The following is a 22,549-nucleotide window of genomic DNA, read 5'->3' as shown; positions in this document are numbered from 1 at the left end:
GAAGCAGCCTGCTAGATCCCCTCTTCAGTCTTTTCCGAACGGGATGGTAAAGGCAAAGCAGGTTCCCTGGTCCGAGGAGGACTCCACCCAGATGAGACCACCATGGTTGGCGACAATGTTCTTGCAGATTGCCAGACCCATGCCGGTTCCCGGGATCTGGTCCCGCGTATGAAGCCGCCGGAAGGCTTCGAAGATATAGGCGTGGTACTTTTCTTCGATGCCAATGCCATTGTCCCGGACTTCGAACCGCCAGGCCTCGGGCGTTTGATGCGCGGTCAGGGTGATTTCCGGTTGCCGGGTGCCCGGGACATATTTCAAGGCATTGGCCAGTAGGTTCTGGAACAATCGGTTTAATTGGGCGCCATCGGCGGTCAGGGTGGGCAGGTCGGATATTTCGATGATGGCCTGTTTCTGATCGATCAGCGGTTTCACGGCCAGCAATGCGCCGTTGACGACCTTGGTGCAGTCGACGGTCTGGAGGTTGAGGGTATCACGGCCAAAGGACTTGAGATTCAGCAGGTCGTTGACCTCTTCATAAAGTCGGGTCGCTTCGGTTCGGATGAAGGCCAGGTATTCCGCCCCTTTCTCATTGATGACCGGGCCGCATTCCCGCTCCAGCAACTGCGAGAAATTGGCCAAGGAGCGGGTTGGTTCGCGCAGATCATGGGCGGTCACATAGGTCATGCGTTCCAGCTCCACGTTGGTTTCGGTCAATTCCGCCACCGACAACACCAGCCGCTGCTCGGCCAACTTGCGTTCCTCGTTTTCCCGTTGCAGATCGGCGTTGCTGTCTTGCAGATCCCGGGCCGCCATCAGCAATCGGCGACTAAGGGCATCAAAACCTTCCCGCAGGACCTTTATTTCATCGTCCGGCTCTCCGGGGGCGTCGGTAACCTCGAGCATGGAGGCGTTGGTGGTTGCCGGCGGCACGAACAGGTGTTCCACATGAGTAGCCAGATCAAAGATCCGACGGGTCACCATGGTATGGAACAAGAAGAACATGAAGGCGGTCACCAGGAAGGTCTTGATCGCATTGCTGATCAAGATCGTGATCCCTTGGGAAAGAACCCTTTGATGGATCGCATCAAGAGAGGCGCCAATATGAATGGTGCCGATTCGTTGCTCGGTTCCCCGGTCGTTGAACGTCAGCGGATAGACGCGCTCCACCTGATCCTCGCCATTTCCGGCGCGCACTTTCCACCGTACCTCCCCATTACTGGTAACGATGGAAGCCCGCTCAATGGCGGGCAAATGCACCAGGGCTTCCAGCCCCAAGGTGACCTGTTCATCATTGAAAATCCAGACGCTGGCGGCCATTTGCGGCAAAAAAACCTGCACTTCTTCCAGCAACGTATCAAGGTCCGCCCGTTGAGCCCGGTATTCCATCATCAGCTGAATGGCCGTGATCACCAAGGTGACCAAGGAACTAAAGGCGACAATTCGGATGATCAGACGCCGACCAATTTTCGAAAACTTACCCAGTCTTTTCCAGATGATGACCATGGAAGAAGGATTGATCCCGCTGTTGCCGCAAGAGGAGCCCTGAAACAACCTTTCCAAAGCTCCGAATCATGACCATCCGGCGCTGATTCCATACGGGTTTATTGTAAATTCAAGCACCAAGCCATACAATGGGTGATGTCAGGAACACTGCTTTTTTAGCCATTGCTTCAATATTTTTTGACCGGCAAAGGAATTCAGAATGACAAACCGCCACGGACGTGTAGGACGCTGGATCGTGTTCGGTTTGACGGTCGTTGTGATGATGGGAGTCGGTCCGACAGACAGAGCGCGGGCGGAATCACCCTATCCGGAAATAGAATACACCTTCCCCAATCAGTCGGTCTGGACCATCAAGCTCAACGAAAAAGGCGAGCCGGATAACCCCTTGCTCCGTCTGGCGGATGCCCTGTTCAGGGAGGCCGGGATTCCCTGGCATGGCAAGAGCCTTCCGGTGCTGCGGATGTTTGATAATCTGCAGAACGGGTCCTCGAATTTTTCCATGTTGGTAAAAACCTCGCGCCTGATGGATTGTTGTCTATACGGAACCCTACCCGTGGCCAGCGTGGATATTCGGGTCTATCGGCATGGGGATACGGCACCCATTGGCAAGCTGGAAGATCTGGCTGGAAAAAGTGTCATCACCATTCACGGCTATAGCTACGGCGGTATTGGCAAATTCATCCGGGACAAGCCCAATAGCATCACCAACAACGTGGCGATCAAACACGAAGCGGCGGTCGATATGCTGGCGGCCCGCCGCGCCGACTATTTGGTGGACTATGTGCATCCGGCCGAGGAAGTCTTGGCCATGAAGCCCATCTTGGGGCTTGCCCACGATCTTCTCTCCAGCAAGGATGTGTACCTGGTGCTCTCCAAAACCTATCCGGATGCGGAAAAGGTTCTGGCGCGATTGGAGGCCATTGCCACGCGGTTGGATCGGAAGGCTATTCTGGGGCTTTCCGGGGATTAAACCCGAAATTTTAGAAACGCGTGTGGCGGAAACGCACTGCGTGATCTAACCTCGCTCGTCCCTTGCGCCTTGGGTCTGATGCCGGACGTCCTCGCGCCCCGCCAGCGACTCAATGGTCGGTGTGATGCGTCGGCGCCAGTTGGGATATTCGGTCACCGTGCCCGGCATGTTGAGCTGTTCCATTTCCATGGCCAGATCGTCAATGCCGATCATTGCTAAAGCGCTGTTGGTCCGGGCGGCGAAACCGTGCACGGCGGTAAGGAATTTCAAGCGATCGTCATCCGAAAGGGATTCATGGCGCGAGAAGTCGGGGGGCAACAGTCCTTGGTCCACAAGCGCATCGATCAGCATATTCCGGTCTTGAACCCGGTTGGCCTCGTCGCCGTTGATCTGGTCTTCGTTCTCAAATAAATGGAGCCGCCGCCGGATGGCTAGGTCATCACCCTTCCAATGGCCCAAGAGGGTCGGCAGGTCGTGAGTGGTCGGCGTGGCCAAGGATAACCGCGGGTAAGCATCGGGGCGCTTGAACAGCCCATCGGGCCAGCGCTCGAAGTACAGCACCTTGTATGAAAGAATGCCCTCTCGGTCCATGCGCTCCTGGAAGCCTTCGGGGACGGTGCCCAGGTCCTCGCCGATGACCAGGCATTCCTGCCGGTGGCTTTCCAAAGCCACCACGGCCAGCATTTCATCCATGTTGTAGGAGATATAGGCGCCGCTGCGGGCATCGGCACCGTTGGGAATCCAGAATAGGTGTTGCAAGGCCATGGCATGATCGATGCGCAGGGCTCCGGCGTGGCGCATATTGGATCGCAGCACGGCGATAAACGGCGCATAGGCCGCTTCGCGCAGGGCCAGGGGCAGATAAGGCGGTGCCCCCCAGGCTTGGCCCAGCGGATTGAGAGCATCGCCCGGTGCCCCGAACTGTACTCCTCCGGCGATGGAGGCCTGGTCCGCCCAGGCCTCTGCACCGTTGGGATCCACGCCCACGGCCAAATCCCGATACAGACCCACGGCCATGCCGGCCTTGTCGGTATCCCGGGCGGCCTCACCCAATTGGCTGTCGGCCAGCCATTGAAGATAAGCGAAATAGCTCACGCGATCGGGGTTTTCCTTGGCAAAGGCCTTCACGGCTCTCGCCTCGGGGTTCTGATAGCCTTTTGGCCAAGTGGACCAACGCTTGCCGTCGTAGCGTTGGGTCAAAGCTTCGAACAGGCAATAGATCTCCAATGGTCGGCCCATGTCGGCCCGGAACGCATCAAAGGCTTTGTGCCGCTCGCCCTTGGAATCCTGGAAAGCGTCGAACATCAGTGCAAAGGCCTGGTTCTTAAGCGCCGCGACCAGCGTATAGTCCACATGAGTGGTTTTGCGCGCCGAAGCCAATTGTTTGGCAAACCCGGCGGGAAGATCCTTTTTCACCGCCTTATACTCTGGTACCGATTCCAGATCGATGAACAGCGGATTGAGGAACAAGCGGCTGGAAGGGGAATAGGGGCTGGCATGTTCCGGACAGCCCGGGAACAGTGCATGCAGCGGATTGAGGCCGATCACGTCGGCACCCAGATCGTGTCCCAGGCCGACAATCTTGCGCAGGGTGGTGAAATCGCCAATGCCCCAATCGGTCTTATGTCGGGGGGCGTATAGATGGCTGGCCAGACCCCACTTGCGTTCGCCCCGATTGAGCCAGTCGGGAAGGAAAGATCGACTGGGTGCCTGGATAATGCGGCAGCTTGCGGTGCGTCCCGAAAAGTCGATTTCCAAGTCGTGATAGCCGATCGGCAATCCACCGGGTAGGCGCAACGACTTTTTCAGGTATTCCCGACCTTCCACATGACGGGTGCCCCAGGTGGGCAAGTCACCGCAGCGGCTGCGGCCGGAGCGCTCCTCGCCGTCTTCAAGGACAATTCGCCAAGTCAGGGTCTTGCTTCCCTGGTTTTCGGGTATATAGACATCTACAGAGGGCGGCTGATCGCCCCGGCCAACACAGACCGGGGGCAACAGGTTTTTCCAGTCCCGGTTTTCGATCGTGAGCAGGGATTGCGCCGCGTCTTCGTCATTGTCGGCGGCAATCCCCATGCAAGACAGCAAGAACCGGCGGGCATTGTCGTCAACGCCATGATGATTGCCGAAGGTATCCCAATAGCCTTCCTCGATTCCCGCAGCCGCGGCGAGGCGCATCAGTATGTCGGACAAAATGGGATCCCCCTTGGAACAAATAAACTCAGCGCTTGTGACGGTGATGGACCAGAACGGCCAGCGAATGATCGACGAGCGGATAGGCTTCCATGGCGCCGTAGGTATTCTTCAACGCCTTGAGTTCCGGCCGGGCGGTATCGAGCAGGGGTTTCCAGCCTTCGCCCAGGTCTTCCGGCGGCATGCGGAACGGAATCATTTCATGATGGCCGTTGAGCAGCACCACGAAATGTTCATCCAATTGCCGGGTACCCGCGCGACTGTAGTATTCGCCGGTGTCACCCCCCAGGTGGAAACCGAAGCAGCGCAGGTGCGGTTGTCCCCATTCGTCGTCATGCCATTCCCGACCGTCCGGCGACAGCCAGGTGATATCCTTGACCGTTGAGCCTTCGATATACTCACCATGGAAAAACCGCGGGCGGCGGAATACCGGGTGGTCCCGACGCAACTGGCTCATGGTGCGGACGAATTCCAGGAAAGCGTCATCGGATTCCGACATATTTTCCCAGTCGACCCAACTGATCTCGTTGTCCTGGCAGTAGGCGTTGTTGTTGCCGTGCTGGGTGCGGCCCAACTCATCCCCGGCGACGAGCATCGGCAAGCCTTGGGACAGGAAAAGGCTGGCCATCAGATTGCGCTTTTGGCGGTCGCGCAGGGCTAGGATGGCGGGATCATCGGTAGGGCCTTCAACCCCACAGTTCCAACTGACGTTATGGTCGGTGCCGTCGCGGTTGTCTTCGCCGTTGGCCTCGTTGTGTTTGTGGTCGTAGGACACCAAGTCCTGCAGGGTGAAGCCGTCGTGGGCCGTGATGAAATTGACACTGGCGCGCGGTTTGCGGCCCAACAGCTCGAACATGTCGCTGGACCCGGTAAGCCGCGAGGCCACATCCGCCACGCCGGATGCCTGACCAATCCAAAAGGCGCGCAGGGTATCGCGATAACGGTCATTCCATTCCGACCAACCGGGAGGGAAGCCCCCCAGTTGGTATCCGCCCATGCCCACGTCCCAAGGCTCGGAAATCAGCTTCACCCGGGAAAGCACCGGATCTTGTCGCATGGCGGCCAAAAAGGCGCCCCGGGGATTGAAAGCCCCGCTGGACCCGCGGGCCAGGGTGGTGGCCAAGTCAAAGCGGAAGCCGTCCACATGCATTTCCTGTACCCAATGACGCAGGGAATCCATGACCATCTGAAGCACCCGGGGGTGGGACAGGTCCAAGGTATTGCCGCAGCCGGTATCGTTGACATAAAAGCGTTCGTCGCCGGGGACCAGGCGGTAATAGGCCTTGTTGTCGATGCCCTTGAAGCTGACAGTCGGCCCCAGGTGATTGCCTTCGGACGTATGGTTATAGACCACGTCCAGGATCACCTGGATGCCCGCCTCGTGGAAGTTCCGCACCATGGTGCGGAATTCGTTGGGGTGGCCGGTGGCCAGGTAGCGCGGCTCGGAGGCAAAATAGGTGTAAGGATTGTAGCCCCAATAGTTGCTCAGCCCCTTTTGCACGAGATGAGATTCATCGGCAAAAGGCTGTACCGGCAGCAGCTCAATGGCGGTGACTCCCAGCTTGACCAGGTGATCCAGAATGTCTGGATGGGCGAGGCCGGCAAAGGTCCCGCGCCGGGCATCGGGAACACTGGGATGCCGGGCGGTGATCCCGGCCACGTGGGCTTCATAGATTAACGAGTCCTGCCAAGGGACGTCCGGCAGTTGGTCGCCGCCCCAGTTAAACGAGGTGTCGGTGACGATTCCCTTGGGCACCCAACGGCCGTTGTCGCGGCGGTCGAAACTCAGATCCTCGCGGGAGCTGTCTAGCCTATAGCCATAGTGGGAACGCTTCCATGGCAGCGAACCGGTCAGCGCCTTGGCGTAAGGGTCAATGAGAAGCTTGTTGTGATTGAAACGGTGCCCGGCATTGGGGTCATAGGGGCCGTAGACCCGATAGCCGTAGAGCGTTCCCGGGAGCAAATCGGGCAGGTAGCCATGCCAGACCTGCTCGGTATATTCGGGCAGCGCGATGCGCTCCACTTCCTTGCGTCCGGCAGCGTCGAACAGACAGAGTTCGACCTTCTCGGCGTTCTCGGAAAACAGGGCAAAATTGGTGCCGCGCCCGTCCCAGGTCGCGCCCAGAGGATAGGGGCGTCCGGGCCAGATTTTGCGCTCGGTGGCTTTGGGCATGGGCATTCCCTTCGCCCCCAGACGTACCCCTTAACGGCACGTCCGACAACAGGAAAAACACGCCCGAACCGCCCCTCAAATCAGAGTGTGACGGACGTGCAAACCGGGTTCAAAGCAGGTCTGTCGGACCTACTTCTTGGGGGCGGCCTTGGTCGGTGCCTTAATCGGCGCGGTCACCTTGGCAACCTGGGCGGCGACCTCCGATCCCACCGAACGTTTGGCCGGCGTAGTTTTGGCGGCGGTTTTGGCCGGGGCCTTCTTCGGCGCAGCAGGCTTTCTTGCGGCAGGTTTGGCGGCAGCTTTCGCGGCAGGTTTTTTCGCGGCGGGCTTGGCGGCCGGTTTTTTAGCAGCCGGTTTCTTGGCCGGGGCAGCCTTCTTCGGCGCAGCAGCCTTTTTAGCGGCAGGTTTGCTTGCGGCGGGTTTTTTGGTGGCGGCGGCTTCCTCATCGGAAATCTGCTGCACGGCGCGGGCCCAGTGATCTGCCTCAAATCCAGCGGGCCGACCTTCGGCCTCCCAGATTTCATAAGCGCGCTTGCGGATCCGTTCTTCGAGGGGCTCGGTCATAATGCATGGTCCCTATGTCATAGAGGTTGGGATTTATAAGCCGCAAATCTAATCAACCCGCCGTCACATTGCATCAGGAAATTTCACATATAAAAAAGTTTAACGTCACGAAGGGCCAGGAGCCCGGCGTATAACAAGGGCGAAGCACAGTGCAATGCCCCCGCAGACGCAAGGAACCGCCCATCCTCACGACCGGCCCCAGGTCGTCAATCGGGCAGGCTGCCGCTGGTGGTGACCGCTCCTTGCAATCGGGGGCCTCTGCTAAAAAGCCTTACTGGCAGGGGGCGGGGGGAGTCGCTATACTCTCTCCATGCGTGTTTTTGTTCTTCTTTCCATCCTGATTGTCTGGTCCATTCCGGCCCAGGCGGATTTCGCGGCGGGCATGGGGGCCTACGAGGCCGGGGACTTTGTCGCGGCCCGGGAGGCCTGGCATCCCCTGGCCGAGGCGGGGGATCCCCGGGCGCAATATTGGATGGGCGATCTCTATCGCTTCGGCAAAGGCGTGATGCAAGATTTCAAGGCCGCCATGGGCTGGTACAAACAGGCCGCCCGCCAGACCGAAGACGGCGACATGCTACGCCGGGCGGCCTACGCGCTGGGGTATATGGTCGAGGATGGTAGCGGAACGCCCAAGGATCTGGACAAGGCCGAATGCCTCTATCGGGTGGCGGCGGAGAATGGCTATGCGAGTGGGCAATGGGCATATTTTCTATTGCTGAGAAATAAACCTGGATTAGATTTCACCGCTCTCGATTGGGTAGAGAGAGCGGCAGCACAGGGCTTTCCTCGCGCTCTGGTTCGGGTAGGGCAACTTGAAATCCTTAACCCATATTCTGAAAATGACGATGGCTATATGGAAATTGTGATTGCTGCTTCAACAGGCAACGAAGAAGCACGAAGTGTTGTCAATAGACTCCAAACTTCAAATGATCCAAAAATTCTTGCTTCTCTTAAAGAGGGCGAGCGCCGGGCACGAGATTGGAGACCTGATCTGGAAAATATTCCAGATCCACCAATTCCCGTGCCCGAGCATTGTTGGACAGATTAGTTCTATTTACTTTTCTGAACGATCACCCTTGAAGATCTGATCAAGGACCGTCTTCACCACCCGTCCCTGCACCTCCTTCCTCACATCGGTGAGATAGGCGGCGCCTGACTTCAGGAGGTCGTCGGTCATGGCGTCGCGGATCCGGGCCTGCTGGGCCTCTGAAAGCACAACCTTGCTCAGATCCTTGCCCTTGCCGATCACCGCCTCGGTGGCCTTGTTGAGGCTGTTCTTGGCATGGGCCGAGAACACCCCGTAGGTCAGGGCCTCGGCGGGGCTGTGGCCATTCTTCAAGCCCCGGGCGATGGCCTCGCTGACCACCGGCCTTGCGCCTGTCGGGTCCGATCGGACCCGATGGACAGGCGCGACCTTATTGGAATCGATCACGTTTATCGTGCCTAATCGAATTCGATTAAGCACGACGTGATCGAGCCAGCCCCCGCTTGGCCAGGTCCTTGGCCATCCAGGTGCCACCGATGGTCGGCATGGCCTTGGCCAGGGCTTGGGCGGCTTGCGCGCCACCGGCTTTCAGCACCTTGTTGATCTTCACCGTGTCCAGGCCCATCTGCATCAGATGGCCCAGGGCGGCCTCCGTATCGCCCCGGAGCAGGGCCCGGGTGGCCCGCTCCGGGACATCGAAGCCGGATCATTCTTCGTCGTCATCGGCCCCCAGGGCGGCGAGCCCGGCGGCAGAGTTGAACTGGATGATCTTGCGAAGGGCCGGATTACCGTTGACCGCCGCCCGGATGGCCTTGGCGGTTTTGGGCGCCACGGTCTTCAGATAAGCCGGGTCGGCCAAATAGGCGCGGATGGCCTCGGTCATCAGTTCCCGGGGGGTGTTTTCCGCATCGTAGCCGTGTACCTCGGGGGTGAAGCGGGGCTGATTGGGGGTCGGGAACTCGCCGGTCCGTTGCGGGGCGTTGAGGGTGTGGTAAAGGTTTCCCAGTTCGTCCTCCAGGCCGGTGACGGGGATCTCCCCCGCCGCCTGATCGATCACATGGCCCACTTCGTGGGCAAGGACAAGGGGTGCGTCCTCGGGGGTGAGTTCCTGGGCAACAGTTACTTGGAGGGGCTTTCTTGTTGTCCGGTCAATTTGTGTCTCACCCCAAGACCCATCGATCTGTGACGACGGGCTGCTCTCAGGTTGTCGGCCCGTTCCTTCCTTTGCGATGGGGTTAAGTTCCTCTGGCGGGATGGCTTTCTCGCGTCCTTGAACCATTCGACGACCTGCAATTCGCCCTCCGACAGCAAGCGGCCGTCCTTCGATGTCATGGGTGAGTCGTCCTTGCTCATCGGTCTTGGCTCCATTGGGGTAGTCGGCCTCGAAGGGACGGGTTGTCCCACTGGGGGGATTATAGATGTTCGGGCGGTTTTGTGCAAGGGAGTTACTCTGCTTGGTACGACCTTGAGGCGCATTGGCGAGGGCATTCCTGAGGCCCTTGTTGGCCTGTTTGGCCGCCGCGCCGAGGCCGGGGATCGTCGCGACGGCGGTCACGCCGCCCTGGATCCAGTCGCCCTTCTTGAAATCATGCAGGGCCTCGTTGACCGCCGTGGCGACTCCTGCGGGGGTGAAGTCGACTAGGGGTAAAGGATTTTTACCGCTGCCATCCGATCGACCGACGATCCGGTCGGCCAGATCCCGGGCCTGATGCTTGTCCAACCCGGCCTTCATGGACAGATCCATGAGCCCGGCATGCCATTTCTCGCGCAGGTTCGGATTATGGGCTTTTAGGCTATCGGGGTGCAATTGCAGCAGCCCATCGACAAAGGCCTCCGACGTGCTGCTCAGCAGGCCTGATGGTTGAGCTGACCCTGACCCTGACAGATCATCCGCGCCCGAGCCGCCAATCAGGTCGCCTTGGACGCTGCCTTGGAGGGTGTCGCCCACGGCCCCCGTTGCCGCCGGGCGCAACCCCTTGCCGGCATTGATATGGTCATCGACCTTGCGCCGCGAGTCCGGGTCGGAATCGGCGACGGCCCTGGCCGACTGGCCGCCGGACAGGTCCACCGTGCCCGGAAAGGTGTTCTTGAACCATTGATCCACCTTGGGCCGGACGATGTCGTTTTTCGGGTGGCCGTCCTTGAAGTAGCCCGGCGCGGTCATCACCTTCTGGTTCTCGGTGCAGGACCAGTCCAGGGGATCCTTGCAGGCGACAATCTCGTCGGCGACCGCCTGCGCGGTCACCGGGGATTTCCGGAAGTCCGTCTTATAGTCCTCTTGCGAGCCCACCGGCTGGACGGTGGGCTTGGATTTCTCCTTGGCCATTTTCTCCAGTTGTTGGGTGGCCCAGCGATTGTTCTCCGATTGGGAAGGATCACCGGTGGCGGGTTGCGGGGGCTTGGGTTTGGTCAGGGTCTGGAAACCCTCGACGTCCGGGCTGACGGATGCCTGATTGGAGGACGGCGCCAGCCAATCGTTGCCGCCGCCCAGGCCCGGCGACTGGTTGCCCAGGGGCCCGTCGTCCGGGGAGTATGCCGTGAAGGCGGGGGCCGGTGCCAAGGCCGGTGACGACGGCGGGGACAGGTCCGGAGCGGTGGGGGACTTGGTTTCCGGCATGGCTGATTGTTCGGTGGAACCCATGGCGGGTCTCCTTTCATAAAAAAACCGCCCAAACGGGGGCGGCGTAGGTTGATCATGAAATGTTCAAACGACGACACCCCCGGCGGGCCTCGGCCCTCCTGGGGTTCAATGCCTTGTTATGGCAGGGACTATGGATTGAGAGCGGACGCACAGGGGGTGGTCGTTGAGAGGATGCTATCCGTCTGAAATAGGTATGTCAACAGTTATATAATAAAAAATACCTATCTATGGTCTGTCTCGGAGCGCAGGCATGGAAAACCGGCCCCCAAACAGGGAGCCGGTTCATGGATACCAATGATGTCGGATGGGCTTCGCGCATGTCGGGTCCAATCCGATCAAACGCGAGGTGATCTAGCGCGTGTCGGGTCCAATCGGACCCGCTAGACACGCGCGACCATATTGGAATCGATCACGTTTTTCATGTTTGATCGAATCCGATCAAACACGACGTGATCTAGCGCCGCTTGGCCAGGGCCATTTTGATTTCGGCGATGGCTTCGCCTGGATTGAGGCCCTTGGGGCAAGTAGCGGTGCAGTTCATGATGGTGTGGCAGCGATAGAGCCGGAAAGGGTCTTCCAGTTCATCCAGCCGTTCGCCGGTGAATTCGTCTCGGGAATCGGCGATCCATCGATAGGCCTGCAACAAGACCGCCGGACCCAGATAGCGGTCTGAATTCCACCAGTAGCTGGGGCAGGAGGTCTGGCAGGAGAAGCAGAGCACGCATTCCCACAGCCCGTCCAGCTTGGCCCGTTCGTCGACGCTTTGCTCCCGTTCGCCATTGGTCGGTGGCGGGGTGATGGTCTGTAGCCAGGGCTCTACCGAGGCATACTGCGCATAGGGTACGGTCAGGTCGGGGACCAGATCCTTGATCACCGGCATATGCGGCAGCGGATAGATTTTCACCTCGCCTTTGATGTCGGCGATGGGCTTGGTGCAAGCCAGGGTATTGGTGCCGTCGATGTTCATGGAGCAGGACCCGCAGACACCCTCGCGGCAGGACCGTCGGAAGGTCAGGGTCGGGTCCATCTCGTTCTTGATCTTGACCAAGGCGTCCAGCACCATCGGGCCGCAGGTATCCATGTCGACCTCGAAGGTATCGACGCTGGGATTGGCCCCGCTGTCCGGATCATAGCGGTAGATCTTGAAGGTCCGGGTATGGGTCGCCCCGCCCGGTGCCTGGTGGGCCTTGCCCTGGTGGACCCGGGAGTTGGGGGGAAGCAGAAATTCAACCATGTGCCTGTTCTCCTAGTACACCCGTTCCTTGGGCTCGATGTAGTCAACCTCGTCCGTCAGGGTCCAGGTATGGACCGGGCGGTAGGTGAGCGTGACCTCGCGGTTTTCGTCGAGCCAGGCCAAGGTATGCTTCATCCAGGTCTCGTCGTTGCGGGTGGGGAAATCCTCGTGGGCATGGGCGCCCCGGCTTTCCTCGCGGGCGTTGGCCGAAACCACCGTGGCCTGGGCGCAGGCCAGAAGATTCTCCAGCTCCAGGGTCTCCACCAGATCCGAGTTCCAAATCAGTGAACTGTCGCTGACCTTGACGTCGGAGAAGCCCTTGGAGATCTCGGCGATGTTCTTTTTCCCCTCGGTCAGGCTGTCGCTGGCGCGGAACACGGCGGCATCCCGTTGCATGCCGCGCTGCATGGCATCGCGGATTTCCGCTGTCGGGGTGCTGCCCGAGGCATGGCGCAGGCCGTCAAAACGATCGAGGATCTTCTCGGTCGCGGCCTTGGGCATGGGGGCGTGAGGCGTGTTGGGATCGATGACATCGCGGGCCCGCAAGGCGGCCGCGCGACCAAATACCACAATATCGAGCAAGGAATTGGTGCCCAGGCGATTGGCGCCATGAACCGAGGCACAGGCGCATTCGCCGATGGCCATCAAGCCCGGCTGGGTCTTGTCGGGTTCATCTTGCGTGGGCATCAGGGTCTCGCCCAGATGGTTGGTGGGAATGCCGCCCATGTTGTAGTGCACGGTCGGCAACACCGGAATGGGCTCACGGGTGGCATCCACACCGGCAAAGATCTTGGCGGTCTCGGTGATGCCCGGCAGACGCTCCCACAGAAGGTCGGCGCCCAGGTGTTCCAGGTGCAGCATGATATGGTCACCACCGGAACCGACGCCGCGGCCCTCGCGGATTTCCATGGTCATGGCGCGGCTCACCACGTCGCGCGAGGCCAGATCCTTGGCCGTCGGCGCATAGCGTTCCATGAACCGTTCCCCGGCGGAGTTGGTCAGATAACCACCTTCGCCACGGGCACCTTCGGTGATCAGCACCCCGGCGCCATAAACACCGGTGGGGTGGAATTGTACGAACTCATGATCCTGCAGCGGCAGTCCGGCACGGGCCGCCATGGCGTTGCCGTCACCGGTACAGGTATGGGCCGATGTACAGGAGAACCAGGCGCGACCGTAGCCGCCGGTGGCCAGCACCGTCTGATGGGCGTTGAAGCGATGGATGGTGCCGTCGTCCAAATTCCAGGCCAGGATACCCCGGCAGACCCCTTCGTCATCCATGATCAGGTCAAGGGCGATGAACTCAACAAAGAATTCCGCGTCATGCTTCAGACATTGCTGATAGAGCGTATGCAAAATGGCATGGCCGGTGCGATCGGCGGCGGCACAGGCACGCTGCACGGGTTTCTCACCGAAGTTGGACATATGGCCGCCGAACGGGCGCTGATAGATCTTACCCTCGGGGGTGCGGGAGAAGGGGACACCGAAATGCTCCAATTCCAGCACCGCCGGGACGGCCTCGCGGCACATGTATTCGATGGCGTCCTGGTCGCCGAGCCAGTCGGACCCTTTCACCGTGTCGTACATGTGCCATTGCCAAGTATCCTCGGCCATGTTGCCGAGCGAGGCGCCGATGCCGCCCTGGGCGGCGACCGTGTGGCTGCGGGTGGGAAAGACCTTGGTGACGCAGGCGGTGCGCAGACCGGCGGTGGTCATGCCGAGAGTGGCGCGCAGACCGGCGCCGCCGGCGCCGACTACCAAAACGTCATAGGTATGGTCGATGATTTCATAAGCGGACATGGGAGTCTTTACCCTCCGAAGGCGACGCCGATGACCGCCAAAACACAGGCGACACCCAGCAAATAGGAGCCCAAATGAGTGAGGATTATGGCGGCGAATTTGAAGGATTCGCTGTTGACATAGTCCTCAATGATGACCTGCATGCCCAGCACCATGTGATGGATGGAGATGATGATGAACAGCACCATCATGAGAGCATTGCCGAAATGGCTGAGCCAGACTTGGAAGGTGGCGTGATCGGCCCCTTTCAGGGCGACAATGGAAGCCACCATCCATAGGCTCAGCGGTACCAAGGCCACCGAGGTCAAGCGTTGGACCCACCAATGGCCCGATCCCTCGTGGGCCGATCCATGACCGCGGACGCGGGCCAGGGGAGTACGGAAATCGTTCATGGCTTCTCTCCCCTTCTAGGAAAACAGGATCAGGGCCCAGGTCAGACCCGTGGCACCAAATGAAAAGAAGACGACCAGCCAACCGGTCGCCGCATGGCGGGGCAGGTCAAGACAACAGCCCACATCCCATGCCAAATGCCGAATGCCATTTCCAAGGTGATAGAACAGGCAGAAGGTGAAGCCGAGCAGCACCAACTGTACGAACCATGTTCCCATCAACCATTGAGCGGTCTCGAAAGCCTCGGGACCGTAAGCGGCGGCAACAATCCAATAGGTAAAAAGCAAGGTCCCCACGGCAAGGACGAAACCGGTGCCGCGATGGGCAATGGACAGGATCGAGGTGATCTGTGGCCGGTAGATCGTCAGATGTGGGGAAAGCGGGCGGTCTCCCGTTTTCATGGGCTGGCTCCCCTTAAGAAAACAGGCAGTCACCAAAAAGTAACAGGACCTGTTCGGGTAGGTTAAACTCCACCCAAAGGTTTAGCGCCGATGCCCACCCCTTGTCAATGTTCGCGACTGCAAAATAACTTCTTTTTTGCGTGATTTATGAAGGGCTTGCAGTTTGAGCACTGCGAAAAATGGCGAGATAATTGATAACAATGGGCAATCTTGACGGGACGAAATGCCACAGACGCATGGCCCATGAAAAGGGATCAGGGCAGGATGGCGATGGGGGTGCCATCGGGAACCCGTTCCCAGATCTTGCGCATCTCGCGAGTGGTCACCGAAATACTGCCGTTGGTCCAATCCTGCAACACGTCGGCCCGTTGGTCCCAGATCATGGCTTCCGGTTGGCCGTGGATATAGATATCGCCGCCCGGATCGACGGCACGGGCGCGGGCTACGGCTGTATCAGCGGAGGATGGATAGGAGATACGCAAGGCCAGCTTGTATTCCGGGTGCTCCAGGTGGGCGGTTACTTTGTAGTTTCCTTCCGGGGTGCGGCCGTCTCCCGCCGCCCGCTTGTGACCGATGGGGTTGGAGCCCAGCGAAATGCGATAGGTAGCCAGGGTGTTTTCGCCCCATTTCAGCACCATCAACCTTTGGGATTTGTGGATTTCCACCAAGGTTGCCAGCATTTGCTGTGCCCGGGCGCCAGGGACCATGCCAACGGGTCCAAACAGTCCCGACAAAAGCAAACTCAACAACAAAATGCGCAGGCTCATGACGGCGGATTTCCCTTCCCGGTTCCTGAGTTCGCGCAGCCTAACACCCGGGATCGGGATCAAACAATATCTACCGGTTGACGCACCCGGCGCTGCAACTACTCTTGTCGCCCAATTCCCCGAGTCGGAGCCGTGCTTTTGAAGAAGTCCTATACCATTCCCTGTTCGTCGCTCTTTCGTCAGGCGGCGTTGGATCTGGCCGAGCGGCGGGGGGTGAACGTGGCGGATCTGGTGCGCTCCATCCTGTTGGCCTTTCCCGCCGAGGTGATCAATGGTCAGCCCGATCCGGGGGAACCGGCAGCGGGTGACCGCGAGACGGTGACTCTTAAGTCGGGCCCGTCCAAAGGCCGTCCCTGGCGCCGCAAGCCCCGTCTTCAGGTGCGCATGACGCCGGGATACCCTGTACCCATGCTGCGCAAGGCCCTGGCCGTGGCTTTGGATCTCGAAAAGGGGGCGCTGGACGTGGATCTGCGACCCACTGGCCAGTCCGCCGCCCCTTCCGAAGCGGTGGCCGAAGAGTTGGAGCGGTTGCGGGCGATGGTCGCGGCATTGGCCTTCGATCCGTTGCCAAATGGCGTGGAGGGCCGGGCCGAGGCGCTGCATGTGCTGGGCTTTCCACCCACCGCGCGTCCAGACAAGACCGAATTACGCGCACGGTTTCGCATCCTGGCCACCATTCATCATCCCGACGGCGATTTTGGCAACCACGACCGCATGGCGCAGCTCAATGAAGCCATGAATTATCTGAAACGCTATATGACGGGATAAAACTCAAGATCCCGAAAGATCATTCAGGGCCGCCGGTTCCACCAACGTCACCATGCCCCGTCCCGTTTTGACCAGACCCTGATCGGCGAACTGGGCCATCAGCCGCCCGACCACTTCGCGGCTGGTGCCGATGCGGGCGGCAATTTCCTGCTGGGTGTTGCGGACCTTGCCGTCACCATTGGCGCGCAGCAACAAATAGCCAGCCAGCCGTTGTTCCACCGTTTGTGCCGTGCGCTGCTCCAGTTCCGACATCAGCCCGAACACCGCCGAGGACAGGGCGCGCACGGTGATATCCTGGATAGGCGTTTCACTGCTGAACAGGGTGCGGTACACCGGGCCCGGCAGGACCCCGATCACCGTATCCGCTTCGGCATCCACCCAGGCCGGATAAAGCACATCGTTGAACAGGGCGTTGAGCGCCAACACGCAGGTCTCGCCCGGTTCGATGCGGTATAAAGTGGCTTCCTTGCCACTGGGGCCGAGGGTATAGACGCGCAGGGCGCCATCCAGGACGAAATAGGCGCCGGAGACCGGATCCCCCCGCTCAATCACGCCGTCCCCCTTGGCGAAATGCTTGCGTATCAGACGCTCGGCAAACAGGGTCCGTCCCGTGTTGCTGAGTGTTTCGGCGATGGTCATGGCTTGGTCGTCCATAGGCCCCTCGAACGCATGTCGGCTCCGAATTCAAAGACCGGGTCAAAGAGCCTGAATCCGAAGCCGACGTCAACGGGAAGTGGGGCGCTTCCCGCTGACCCGGGACTTAATAGGTCACGCCGAGCTTGTCCGCCGCCGCCTTGGTGGCCGCCAGGTGGTGTTCGAATCCGGGTAGGACCTTGACCACCAAAGCCTTGAATTTCTCGTTCTTGATCGCGGGCAACAAGACCGTGTTGATGGCGTTGATCACCGCGGTGTGGTAGCCGACCTCATAACGCAGATAGGCGGCATCGAAATCGGGCCCGGCCATGCTGGCCAGCATTTTCAGCGATTTGGCCTGGTCGGCCCAGGACTGATCACCGTCTGGCGGGGTGCCGAGGATGCCCATCTCCTTGGCCAGATCGCGGCCCATTTGCTGTACGGCGGTATGGTCGGTGACCACCATTTTGGCCAGGGCCCGGACTTCTTCAGTGTTGCCATGCTTGTAGCCCAGGCGGCCGGTGGCGATGTCAGCCATGTTGGCCTGGTCGAAAATGGCAAAGATGGTGGCGTCGTCCAAAGTCCCGGCCGAACCGGGCATGGCGGTCATGAAAGCCATAGCGGCGGCGGCAATGGTGGTCTTGATGAGATTTTTCATGGGTCGGTTTCCTTATGTGGGAATGATTGGGTTTGACAGGGTCAGGCGGCGCGCTTGCGGAAGAATGTGTCTCCCGGGGTGGCGGTCTGCACTTCGGAGATGCCGTCGAAAGGCAGCGAGACCCGTTCATGGGCGCGGCGGACGCTGTCGGCGTCGGGGGCCATGGTGAAGCAGAAAGCCTTGCCGTCCTCATAGGCCACGTGGACGCGGAGGATGACCACGTTCTCTTCGGCACAGACGGCGGTATATTGGGCGAAGAAATCTTCGAACTGCTCGGGGGTGATCCAGGCGGGGAAGGTGTCGTTCTTAGTGTCGTGGGTGTCGACGAAGAATTTCATGGCTTGCATGGTTTCGGTCCTTCACGAGGGTTAATCGGATGACCGGAAACCTAGGGCACGCGGTGGCGCCGTTCTGTAACCTGGGCTACAAAGCAAAAAATACTGGTGGATTGGTGGTGGCTTTAGATCACGTCGTGTTTGATCGGATTCGATCAAACATGAAAAACGTGATCGATTCCAATAAGGTCGCGCGTGTCTAACGGGTCCGATTGGACCCGACACGCGCTAGATCACGTCGTGTTTGATCGGATTCGATCAAACACGAAAAATGTGATCGATTCCAATAGGGTCGCGCGTGTCTAACGGGTCCGATTGGACCCGACACGCGCTAGATCACGTCGTGTTTGATCGGATTCGATCAAACACGAAAAATGTGATCGATTCCAATAGGGTCGCGCGTGTCTAACGGGTCCGATTGGACCCGACACGCGCTAGCGGCGGCCTTTATCAAAGGCTTCGAGAATCTCGTCACGTACATCCTGGGGTACGCGGGGATTGCGCTGCTGACTAAGGAACTTGGCCATGTCGCTGCGGCTCAGGGTGGTTTCCTTGGCCAGCATCTTGGCTTGATCAATGGTCAGGCTGCCGAACTCGCGCAGGTCGTCGATGGTCAGTTTCATCTTGCGCATGGAGGCCGGCTTGGCGGCTTCCCGTTCCTCGCGCGTGACTTTGAGCTTCCGCACCTCACCTTGAACCACCTTCAGACAGCGCATGGCCCAGGCCAATTCGCGCTTCTCCGATTCGATGGCGCGCTTGGAACTGATCGCCATCTGCTCGTGTTCTTTCATGTATTTGGCGATAAAGTTCTTTAAGTCCGCTCCGCTGTATCCGGCCTTCTTGGCCTCGGCCGTGGCGATGGTCCGGTACTCGTTCTTGCGGGTTCGGTTCTCGGTTAGCAAGACCTTGGAATTGGCGATGTTGGACTCGCCCGCTTTGATGAAAGCGCGCATTTCGAATTCCCGGGCCAGCCAGAATTTTTTCGGATTGATGGCGGCCCCGAGCTTGTCGATGGGATCATGCGGGCGACAATTGGCGTCCAGGTCCGAGCCAAACGAATCGACCGGCGCATCCGGACCGCAGGCGCTGACCAGCAAGGCTAACCCCACGAGCAGAGGGGAGAAGGCGAAAGATCGATTCATGGCTTTACTTGTACCGCCGTTCCGGGCGCAATAAAAGGATCAGGTCTGTCTGGAGGGAGTCTCATGACCGATCAACCGCCCATTCTGTTGGTGACCCGTACCCTGCCCGAAGCCGTCGAAGATGATTTGCAGCTCTATTTCGAGCCCCGCCTCAATGGTGACGACGCCCCTTATGAAGAAGATGAGATCGCCGATTTCGCCGCCGATGCGGCTGGGATGGTGGTCAGTCCCACCGATCCGATCACAGCCCAGGTGATTGAAAACCTGGATGAAACGGTGCGGGTCATCGCCACCTTTTCCGTCGCCACCGACCATATGGACCTGTCTGCCGCCAAGGCGCGCGGTATCGTGGTTACCCATATTCCAAGGGACATTCCAGGCCGTGATGGCGATGCATCCTGGTCCGAAGCCGCTGGGCGCAGCTTGATTGACAATCTCCGCGCCTTTTTTGACGGTCGGGAGCCCGCAGACCGCGTTGTGTAGAGGGGAAGAATCGCCATGAAGGAACCGCCGATCATCGAAATCACCGACGACCATATCAGCGGGGTCAAGGCATTGCTGGCCGATGGTTCGGTCGGCACGCTGGCCACCCTCGATACCACCGGCGCGCCCTATGCATCCCTGGCCACATTTGCCATGGACGATGACTACTGCCCCATTTTGTTGCTGTCGGATCTGGCCGACCACACCCGCAATATGGTCCGCGACCCGCGTGTATCGCTTTTGGTGGAACAGGCCAAGCATCTGAAAAACCCCCAGACCGGCCCGCGGGTCAGTATTGGCGGACGAATTGAGAAAGCCGATGATCCGGCGGCCAAGGAACGGTTTTTATCCACCCATCCCACCGCCGCCGTTTATGCGGATTTTGGCGATTTCAATTGCTACCGCCTGATCCCGGTCACCTTTCATTTCGTCGGCGGTTTCGGCAGTGCGGTATGGATCGGCGCGGATCGCCTATTTGGCTAACAACCGCGGTTGCCCCGCCGCACGGCAAGGAGTATCGTCATGGGGAATTTCGGGGGAGATGGCCTCAAAAATAAACCTTATCGGCCCCCCCCTTTTTCCCACGCCGATTGCCGCTTGGGAGGCGTCACCGGCACCATGTTCAACATCCAAGCAATCGAGGGATCTCATGAGCAATTCCGGAACGGACCTTACCAATAACGCCAAGCTCCTGGCATGGGTCAAGGAGATGGCTGCCCTGTGCAAGCCCGATCAGGTCCATTGGGTCGATGGAACGCAGGAAGAAAACGACCGCCTGTGCGGTGAACTGGTGGATGCCGGCATCTTCATCAAGCTGAACCCGGAGAAGCGCCCCAACAGCTATCTGGCGCGTTCCCACCCGTCCGACGTGGCCCGGGTAGAGGATCGCACCTACATCTGTTCCGAAAACAAAGATGACGCCGGTCCGACCAACAACTGGATGGCCCCGTCCGAAATGCGCCCGCTTCTCGCCGAGAAATTCGATGGCTGCATGAAGGGACGGACCATGTATGTCATTCCCTTCTCCATGGGCCCGCTGGGGTCGCCGATTGCCCATATTGGCGTGCAGGTGACCGACAGCGCCTATGTGGTGGTCAATCAACGCATCATGACCCGCATGGGCAAGAAAGTGCTGGACGTGCTGGGCGATGACGGCACTTTCATCCCTTGCGTCCATTCGGTCGGCGCGCCCTTGGAACCCGGTCAGGAAGACTCGGCCTGGCCCTGCGAAGGCGATCCGTCCAATAAGTACATCGTGCACTATCCCGAAAGCCGCGAAATCTGGTCTTACGGCTCCGGCTACGGCGGTAACGCTCTGTTGGGCAAGAAGTGCTTCGCCCTGCGCATCGCCTCGGCCATGGCCCGCGACGAAGGTTGGCTGGCCGAACATATGCTGATCTTGGGTCTTGAAAGCCCCGAGGGTGAAAAGACCTATGTGGGCGCGGCCTTCCCGTCGGCCTGTGGCAAGACCAATCTGGCCATGTTGATCCCGCCGGAAGGATTCGAGGGCTGGAAAGCCTGGACCGTCGGTGACGATATCGCCTGGATCAAGCCGGGCCCGGATGGCACCTTGCGCGCCATCAATCCGGAATACGGCTATTTCGGCGTGGCGCCGGGAACCTCCTACGACACCAACCCCACCGCCATGGACAGCATCAAGGAAGGCTGCATCTTTACCAACGTTGCCCTGACCGATGATGGCGACGTGTGGTGGGAAGGCATCGACGGTGATCCGCCGGCCCATGCTATCGACTGGAAGGGTAATGATTGGACCCCGGCCAGTGAAACCCCGGCATCTCATCCCAATGCCCGCTTCACCGCCCCGTCGGCCAACTGCCCGTCCATCGACCCGTCTTGGGAAGACCCGGCGGGTGTGCCCATCTCGGCCTTCATTTTCGGGGGCCGTTTGTCCAAGACCTTCCCGCTGGTTTATCAGTCCTTGGATTGGAACCATGGGGTATTCATGGCTGCGACCATGGGCTCTGAAGCCACGGCCGCTGCCATCGGGCAGGCCGCCATCCGCCGCGACCCGTTCGCCATGCTGCCGTTCTGCGGTTACAACATGGCCAAGTATTGGGGGCACTGGGTGAAGATGGGCGAGCGCAGCGATCTCAAGCTGCCGCAGATCTTCCGTGTCAACTGGTTCCGCAAGGACGCCAACGGCAAGTTCATCTGGCCGGGCTTCGGGCAGAACATGCGTGTCCTGCAATGGATCGTTGATCGGGTCAACGGCAAGGCCGATGCGGTTGAAAGCCCGTTCGGCATGATGCCCAAGTATCAGGCCATCAATTGGAGCGGCTTGGACTTTGACAAGGAAACCTACGACGGTCTGATGACCATCAACAAGGACGAGGGTCTGGCGGAAGTGGCCGAGATCAGAGGCCACTTCGATACCTTTGGCGATGCCTTGCCCGCCGAGATGGAGACCGAACGTCAGGCCTTTGGCGAACGGCTTGCCGCCGGTCCAGACCAGTGGAACCTGCCAAGCTGATCCTTCGGGTATCAATGAATGCGGACCGGCCTCCCATGCGGAGGCCGGTTTTCATTTGGCGGCATCCTCAAGCTTGAAGAATCGCTCTTCGACCTGTTTGAGGATGGCTTCGATCTGTTGTTCCTTGCGCCAATCCTCGCCCATCTGCATATCTTGAATCAATGCATCGAAATCGATGTCCTCGGCGTCTTCGTCCTCGATGGGTTTGAAGTCGCGGCGGATCTGCAATAGTGCGCGCATGATCCCGGCGGTGGAAAACAAAAGGCGCTTGAACCGAGCCTCATCCATCAGTCCTTCGTGGTGCAATTCGCGCAACAAAGCGATCACCAAGGCAAGCGCGGCCTGGCCGTAATAACCATCTTTTTCAGCCTGGGGTATGGGTATCTCACTCATTCGGATAGTATATCACATTTAACGAGAA

The 22,549-nt window shown here is 59.4% G+C and carries 23 protein-coding genes; 6 read left to right on the top strand and 17 right to left on the bottom strand.

Annotated elements, in window-relative coordinates:
* Positions 1-24 precede the first annotated feature (24 nt).
* On the bottom strand, positions 25-1,560 hold the full coding sequence (locus tag MGMAQ_RS15315) for an ATP-binding protein (protein ID WP_052716444.1): 1,536 nt from the start codon (positions 1,558-1,560) through the stop codon (positions 25-27).
* A 142-nt stretch (positions 1,561-1,702) separates the two neighbouring features.
* Between MGMAQ_RS15315 and MGMAQ_RS15310 the strand changes: the two genes are divergently transcribed.
* Positions 1,703-2,473, top strand: a complete 771-nt coding sequence (locus MGMAQ_RS15310) for a hypothetical protein (protein ID WP_052716443.1) — start codon at positions 1,703-1,705, stop codon at positions 2,471-2,473.
* A gap of 45 nt (positions 2,474-2,518) precedes the next feature.
* Here MGMAQ_RS15310 and malQ read toward each other — a convergent pair whose 3' ends face one another.
* The 3 genes from malQ to MGMAQ_RS21460 form a co-directional block, all read right to left on the bottom strand.
* A complete protein-coding gene (malQ, locus tag MGMAQ_RS15305; RefSeq protein WP_046022233.1) occupies positions 2,519-4,663 on the bottom strand; it encodes a 4-alpha-glucanotransferase in 2,145 nt (714 codons plus the stop codon).
* 28 nt (positions 4,664-4,691) lie between these two features.
* Positions 4,692-6,836, bottom strand: a complete 2,145-nt coding sequence (gene glgX / locus MGMAQ_RS15300; RefSeq protein WP_052716442.1) for a glycogen debranching protein GlgX — start codon at positions 6,834-6,836, stop codon at positions 4,692-4,694.
* Positions 6,837-6,965: 129 nt separating this feature from the next.
* Entirely contained in the window at positions 6,966-7,400 is a 435-nt protein-coding gene (locus MGMAQ_RS21460) for a DUF2934 domain-containing protein (protein ID WP_065814697.1), read from the bottom strand.
* A 310-nt stretch (positions 7,401-7,710) separates the two neighbouring features.
* Between MGMAQ_RS21460 and MGMAQ_RS19815 the strand changes: the two genes are divergently transcribed.
* On the top strand, positions 7,711-8,448 hold the full coding sequence (locus MGMAQ_RS19815; protein WP_052716441.1) for a tetratricopeptide repeat protein: 738 nt from the start codon (positions 7,711-7,713) through the stop codon (positions 8,446-8,448).
* Positions 8,449-8,454: 6 nt separating this feature from the next.
* On the opposite strand, the gene MGMAQ_RS15285 is transcribed toward MGMAQ_RS19815, so the two are convergent.
* From MGMAQ_RS15285 to MGMAQ_RS15255, 8 genes are all read right to left on the bottom strand, one after another.
* Positions 8,455-8,832: a hypothetical protein gene (locus MGMAQ_RS15285; RefSeq protein ID WP_148560989.1), complete on the bottom strand. Its 378-nt coding sequence runs from the start codon at positions 8,830-8,832 to the stop codon at positions 8,455-8,457.
* A gap of 25 nt (positions 8,833-8,857) precedes the next feature.
* A complete protein-coding gene (locus tag MGMAQ_RS21125; protein ID WP_158498878.1) occupies positions 8,858-9,016 on the bottom strand; it encodes a hypothetical protein in 159 nt (52 codons plus the stop codon).
* Positions 9,017-9,091: 75 nt separating this feature from the next.
* Positions 9,092-11,026 carry a hypothetical protein gene (locus MGMAQ_RS15280; protein WP_046022230.1) on the bottom strand — a complete coding sequence of 645 codons (1,935 nt, stop codon included), beginning with the start codon at positions 11,024-11,026 and terminating at the stop codon, positions 9,092-9,094.
* A gap of 454 nt (positions 11,027-11,480) precedes the next feature.
* Complete coding sequence (locus MGMAQ_RS15275; protein WP_046022229.1) at positions 11,481-12,260, bottom strand: succinate dehydrogenase iron-sulfur subunit; 780 nt, start codon at positions 12,258-12,260, stop codon at positions 11,481-11,483.
* A gap of 12 nt (positions 12,261-12,272) precedes the next feature.
* Positions 12,273-14,060 (bottom strand): succinate dehydrogenase flavoprotein subunit, encoded by a 1,788-nt coding sequence (gene sdhA / locus MGMAQ_RS15270; RefSeq protein ID WP_046022228.1) that lies wholly within the window; start codon positions 14,058-14,060, stop codon positions 12,273-12,275.
* An 8-nt stretch (positions 14,061-14,068) separates the two neighbouring features.
* Entirely contained in the window at positions 14,069-14,452 is a 384-nt protein-coding gene (gene sdhD, locus MGMAQ_RS15265; protein ID WP_046022227.1) for a succinate dehydrogenase, hydrophobic membrane anchor protein, read from the bottom strand.
* 15 nt (positions 14,453-14,467) lie between these two features.
* Positions 14,468-14,851 (bottom strand): succinate dehydrogenase, cytochrome b556 subunit, encoded by a 384-nt coding sequence (gene sdhC / locus MGMAQ_RS15260; protein WP_046022226.1) that lies wholly within the window; start codon positions 14,849-14,851, stop codon positions 14,468-14,470.
* A 254-nt stretch (positions 14,852-15,105) separates the two neighbouring features.
* On the bottom strand, positions 15,106-15,618 hold the full coding sequence (locus MGMAQ_RS15255; protein WP_052716440.1) for a murein L,D-transpeptidase family protein: 513 nt from the start codon (positions 15,616-15,618) through the stop codon (positions 15,106-15,108).
* A gap of 132 nt (positions 15,619-15,750) precedes the next feature.
* On the opposite strand from MGMAQ_RS15255, the gene MGMAQ_RS15250 reads away from it, so the two are divergent.
* On the top strand, positions 15,751-16,386 hold the full coding sequence (locus MGMAQ_RS15250) for a molecular chaperone DnaJ (RefSeq protein ID WP_046022225.1): 636 nt from the start codon (positions 15,751-15,753) through the stop codon (positions 16,384-16,386).
* Between the two features lie 3 nt (positions 16,387-16,389).
* Here the strand turns inward: MGMAQ_RS15250 and MGMAQ_RS15245 are convergent, their stop codons facing one another.
* The 4 genes from MGMAQ_RS15245 to MGMAQ_RS15230 form a co-directional block, all read right to left on the bottom strand.
* Entirely contained in the window at positions 16,390-17,040 is a 651-nt protein-coding gene (locus MGMAQ_RS15245; protein WP_052716439.1) for a Crp/Fnr family transcriptional regulator, read from the bottom strand.
* 106 nt (positions 17,041-17,146) lie between these two features.
* Positions 17,147-17,677 carry a DUF4142 domain-containing protein gene (locus tag MGMAQ_RS15240; RefSeq protein ID WP_046022224.1) on the bottom strand — a complete coding sequence of 177 codons (531 nt, stop codon included), beginning with the start codon at positions 17,675-17,677 and terminating at the stop codon, positions 17,147-17,149.
* Positions 17,678-17,718: 41 nt separating this feature from the next.
* On the bottom strand, positions 17,719-18,024 hold the full coding sequence (locus tag MGMAQ_RS15235; protein ID WP_046022223.1) for a DUF4242 domain-containing protein: 306 nt from the start codon (positions 18,022-18,024) through the stop codon (positions 17,719-17,721).
* Between the two features lie 422 nt (positions 18,025-18,446).
* Positions 18,447-19,154, bottom strand: coding sequence for a hypothetical protein (locus MGMAQ_RS15230; protein WP_046022222.1), 708 nt, complete (start codon positions 19,152-19,154; stop codon positions 18,447-18,449).
* A 63-nt stretch (positions 19,155-19,217) separates the two neighbouring features.
* Here MGMAQ_RS15230 and MGMAQ_RS15225 point away from each other — a divergent pair, with 63 nt between their 5' ends.
* The 3 genes from MGMAQ_RS15225 to MGMAQ_RS15215 all read left to right on the top strand — a co-directional run bounded on the left by MGMAQ_RS15225 (position 19,218) and on the right by MGMAQ_RS15215 (position 22,128).
* Positions 19,218-19,637, top strand: coding sequence for a hypothetical protein (locus MGMAQ_RS15225; RefSeq protein ID WP_052716438.1), 420 nt, complete (start codon positions 19,218-19,220; stop codon positions 19,635-19,637).
* 15 nt (positions 19,638-19,652) lie between these two features.
* Positions 19,653-20,120 (top strand): HugZ family protein, encoded by a 468-nt coding sequence (locus MGMAQ_RS15220; RefSeq protein WP_052716437.1) that lies wholly within the window; start codon positions 19,653-19,655, stop codon positions 20,118-20,120.
* A gap of 166 nt (positions 20,121-20,286) precedes the next feature.
* Positions 20,287-22,128 carry a phosphoenolpyruvate carboxykinase (GTP) gene (locus tag MGMAQ_RS15215; RefSeq protein ID WP_046022221.1) on the top strand — a complete coding sequence of 614 codons (1,842 nt, stop codon included), beginning with the start codon at positions 20,287-20,289 and terminating at the stop codon, positions 22,126-22,128.
* 51 nt (positions 22,129-22,179) lie between these two features.
* Here MGMAQ_RS15215 and MGMAQ_RS15210 read toward each other — a convergent pair whose 3' ends face one another.
* Entirely contained in the window at positions 22,180-22,521 is a 342-nt protein-coding gene (locus tag MGMAQ_RS15210) for a hypothetical protein (protein ID WP_046022220.1), read from the bottom strand.
* Positions 22,522-22,549: the final 28 nt, after the last annotated feature.

The sequence above is a fragment of the Magnetospira sp. QH-2 genome, from assembly GCF_000968135.1.
Taxonomy (GTDB): Bacteria; Pseudomonadota; Alphaproteobacteria; order Rhodospirillales; family Magnetospiraceae; genus Magnetospira.
This window is presented reverse-complemented; position numbering and strand designations above follow the sequence as displayed.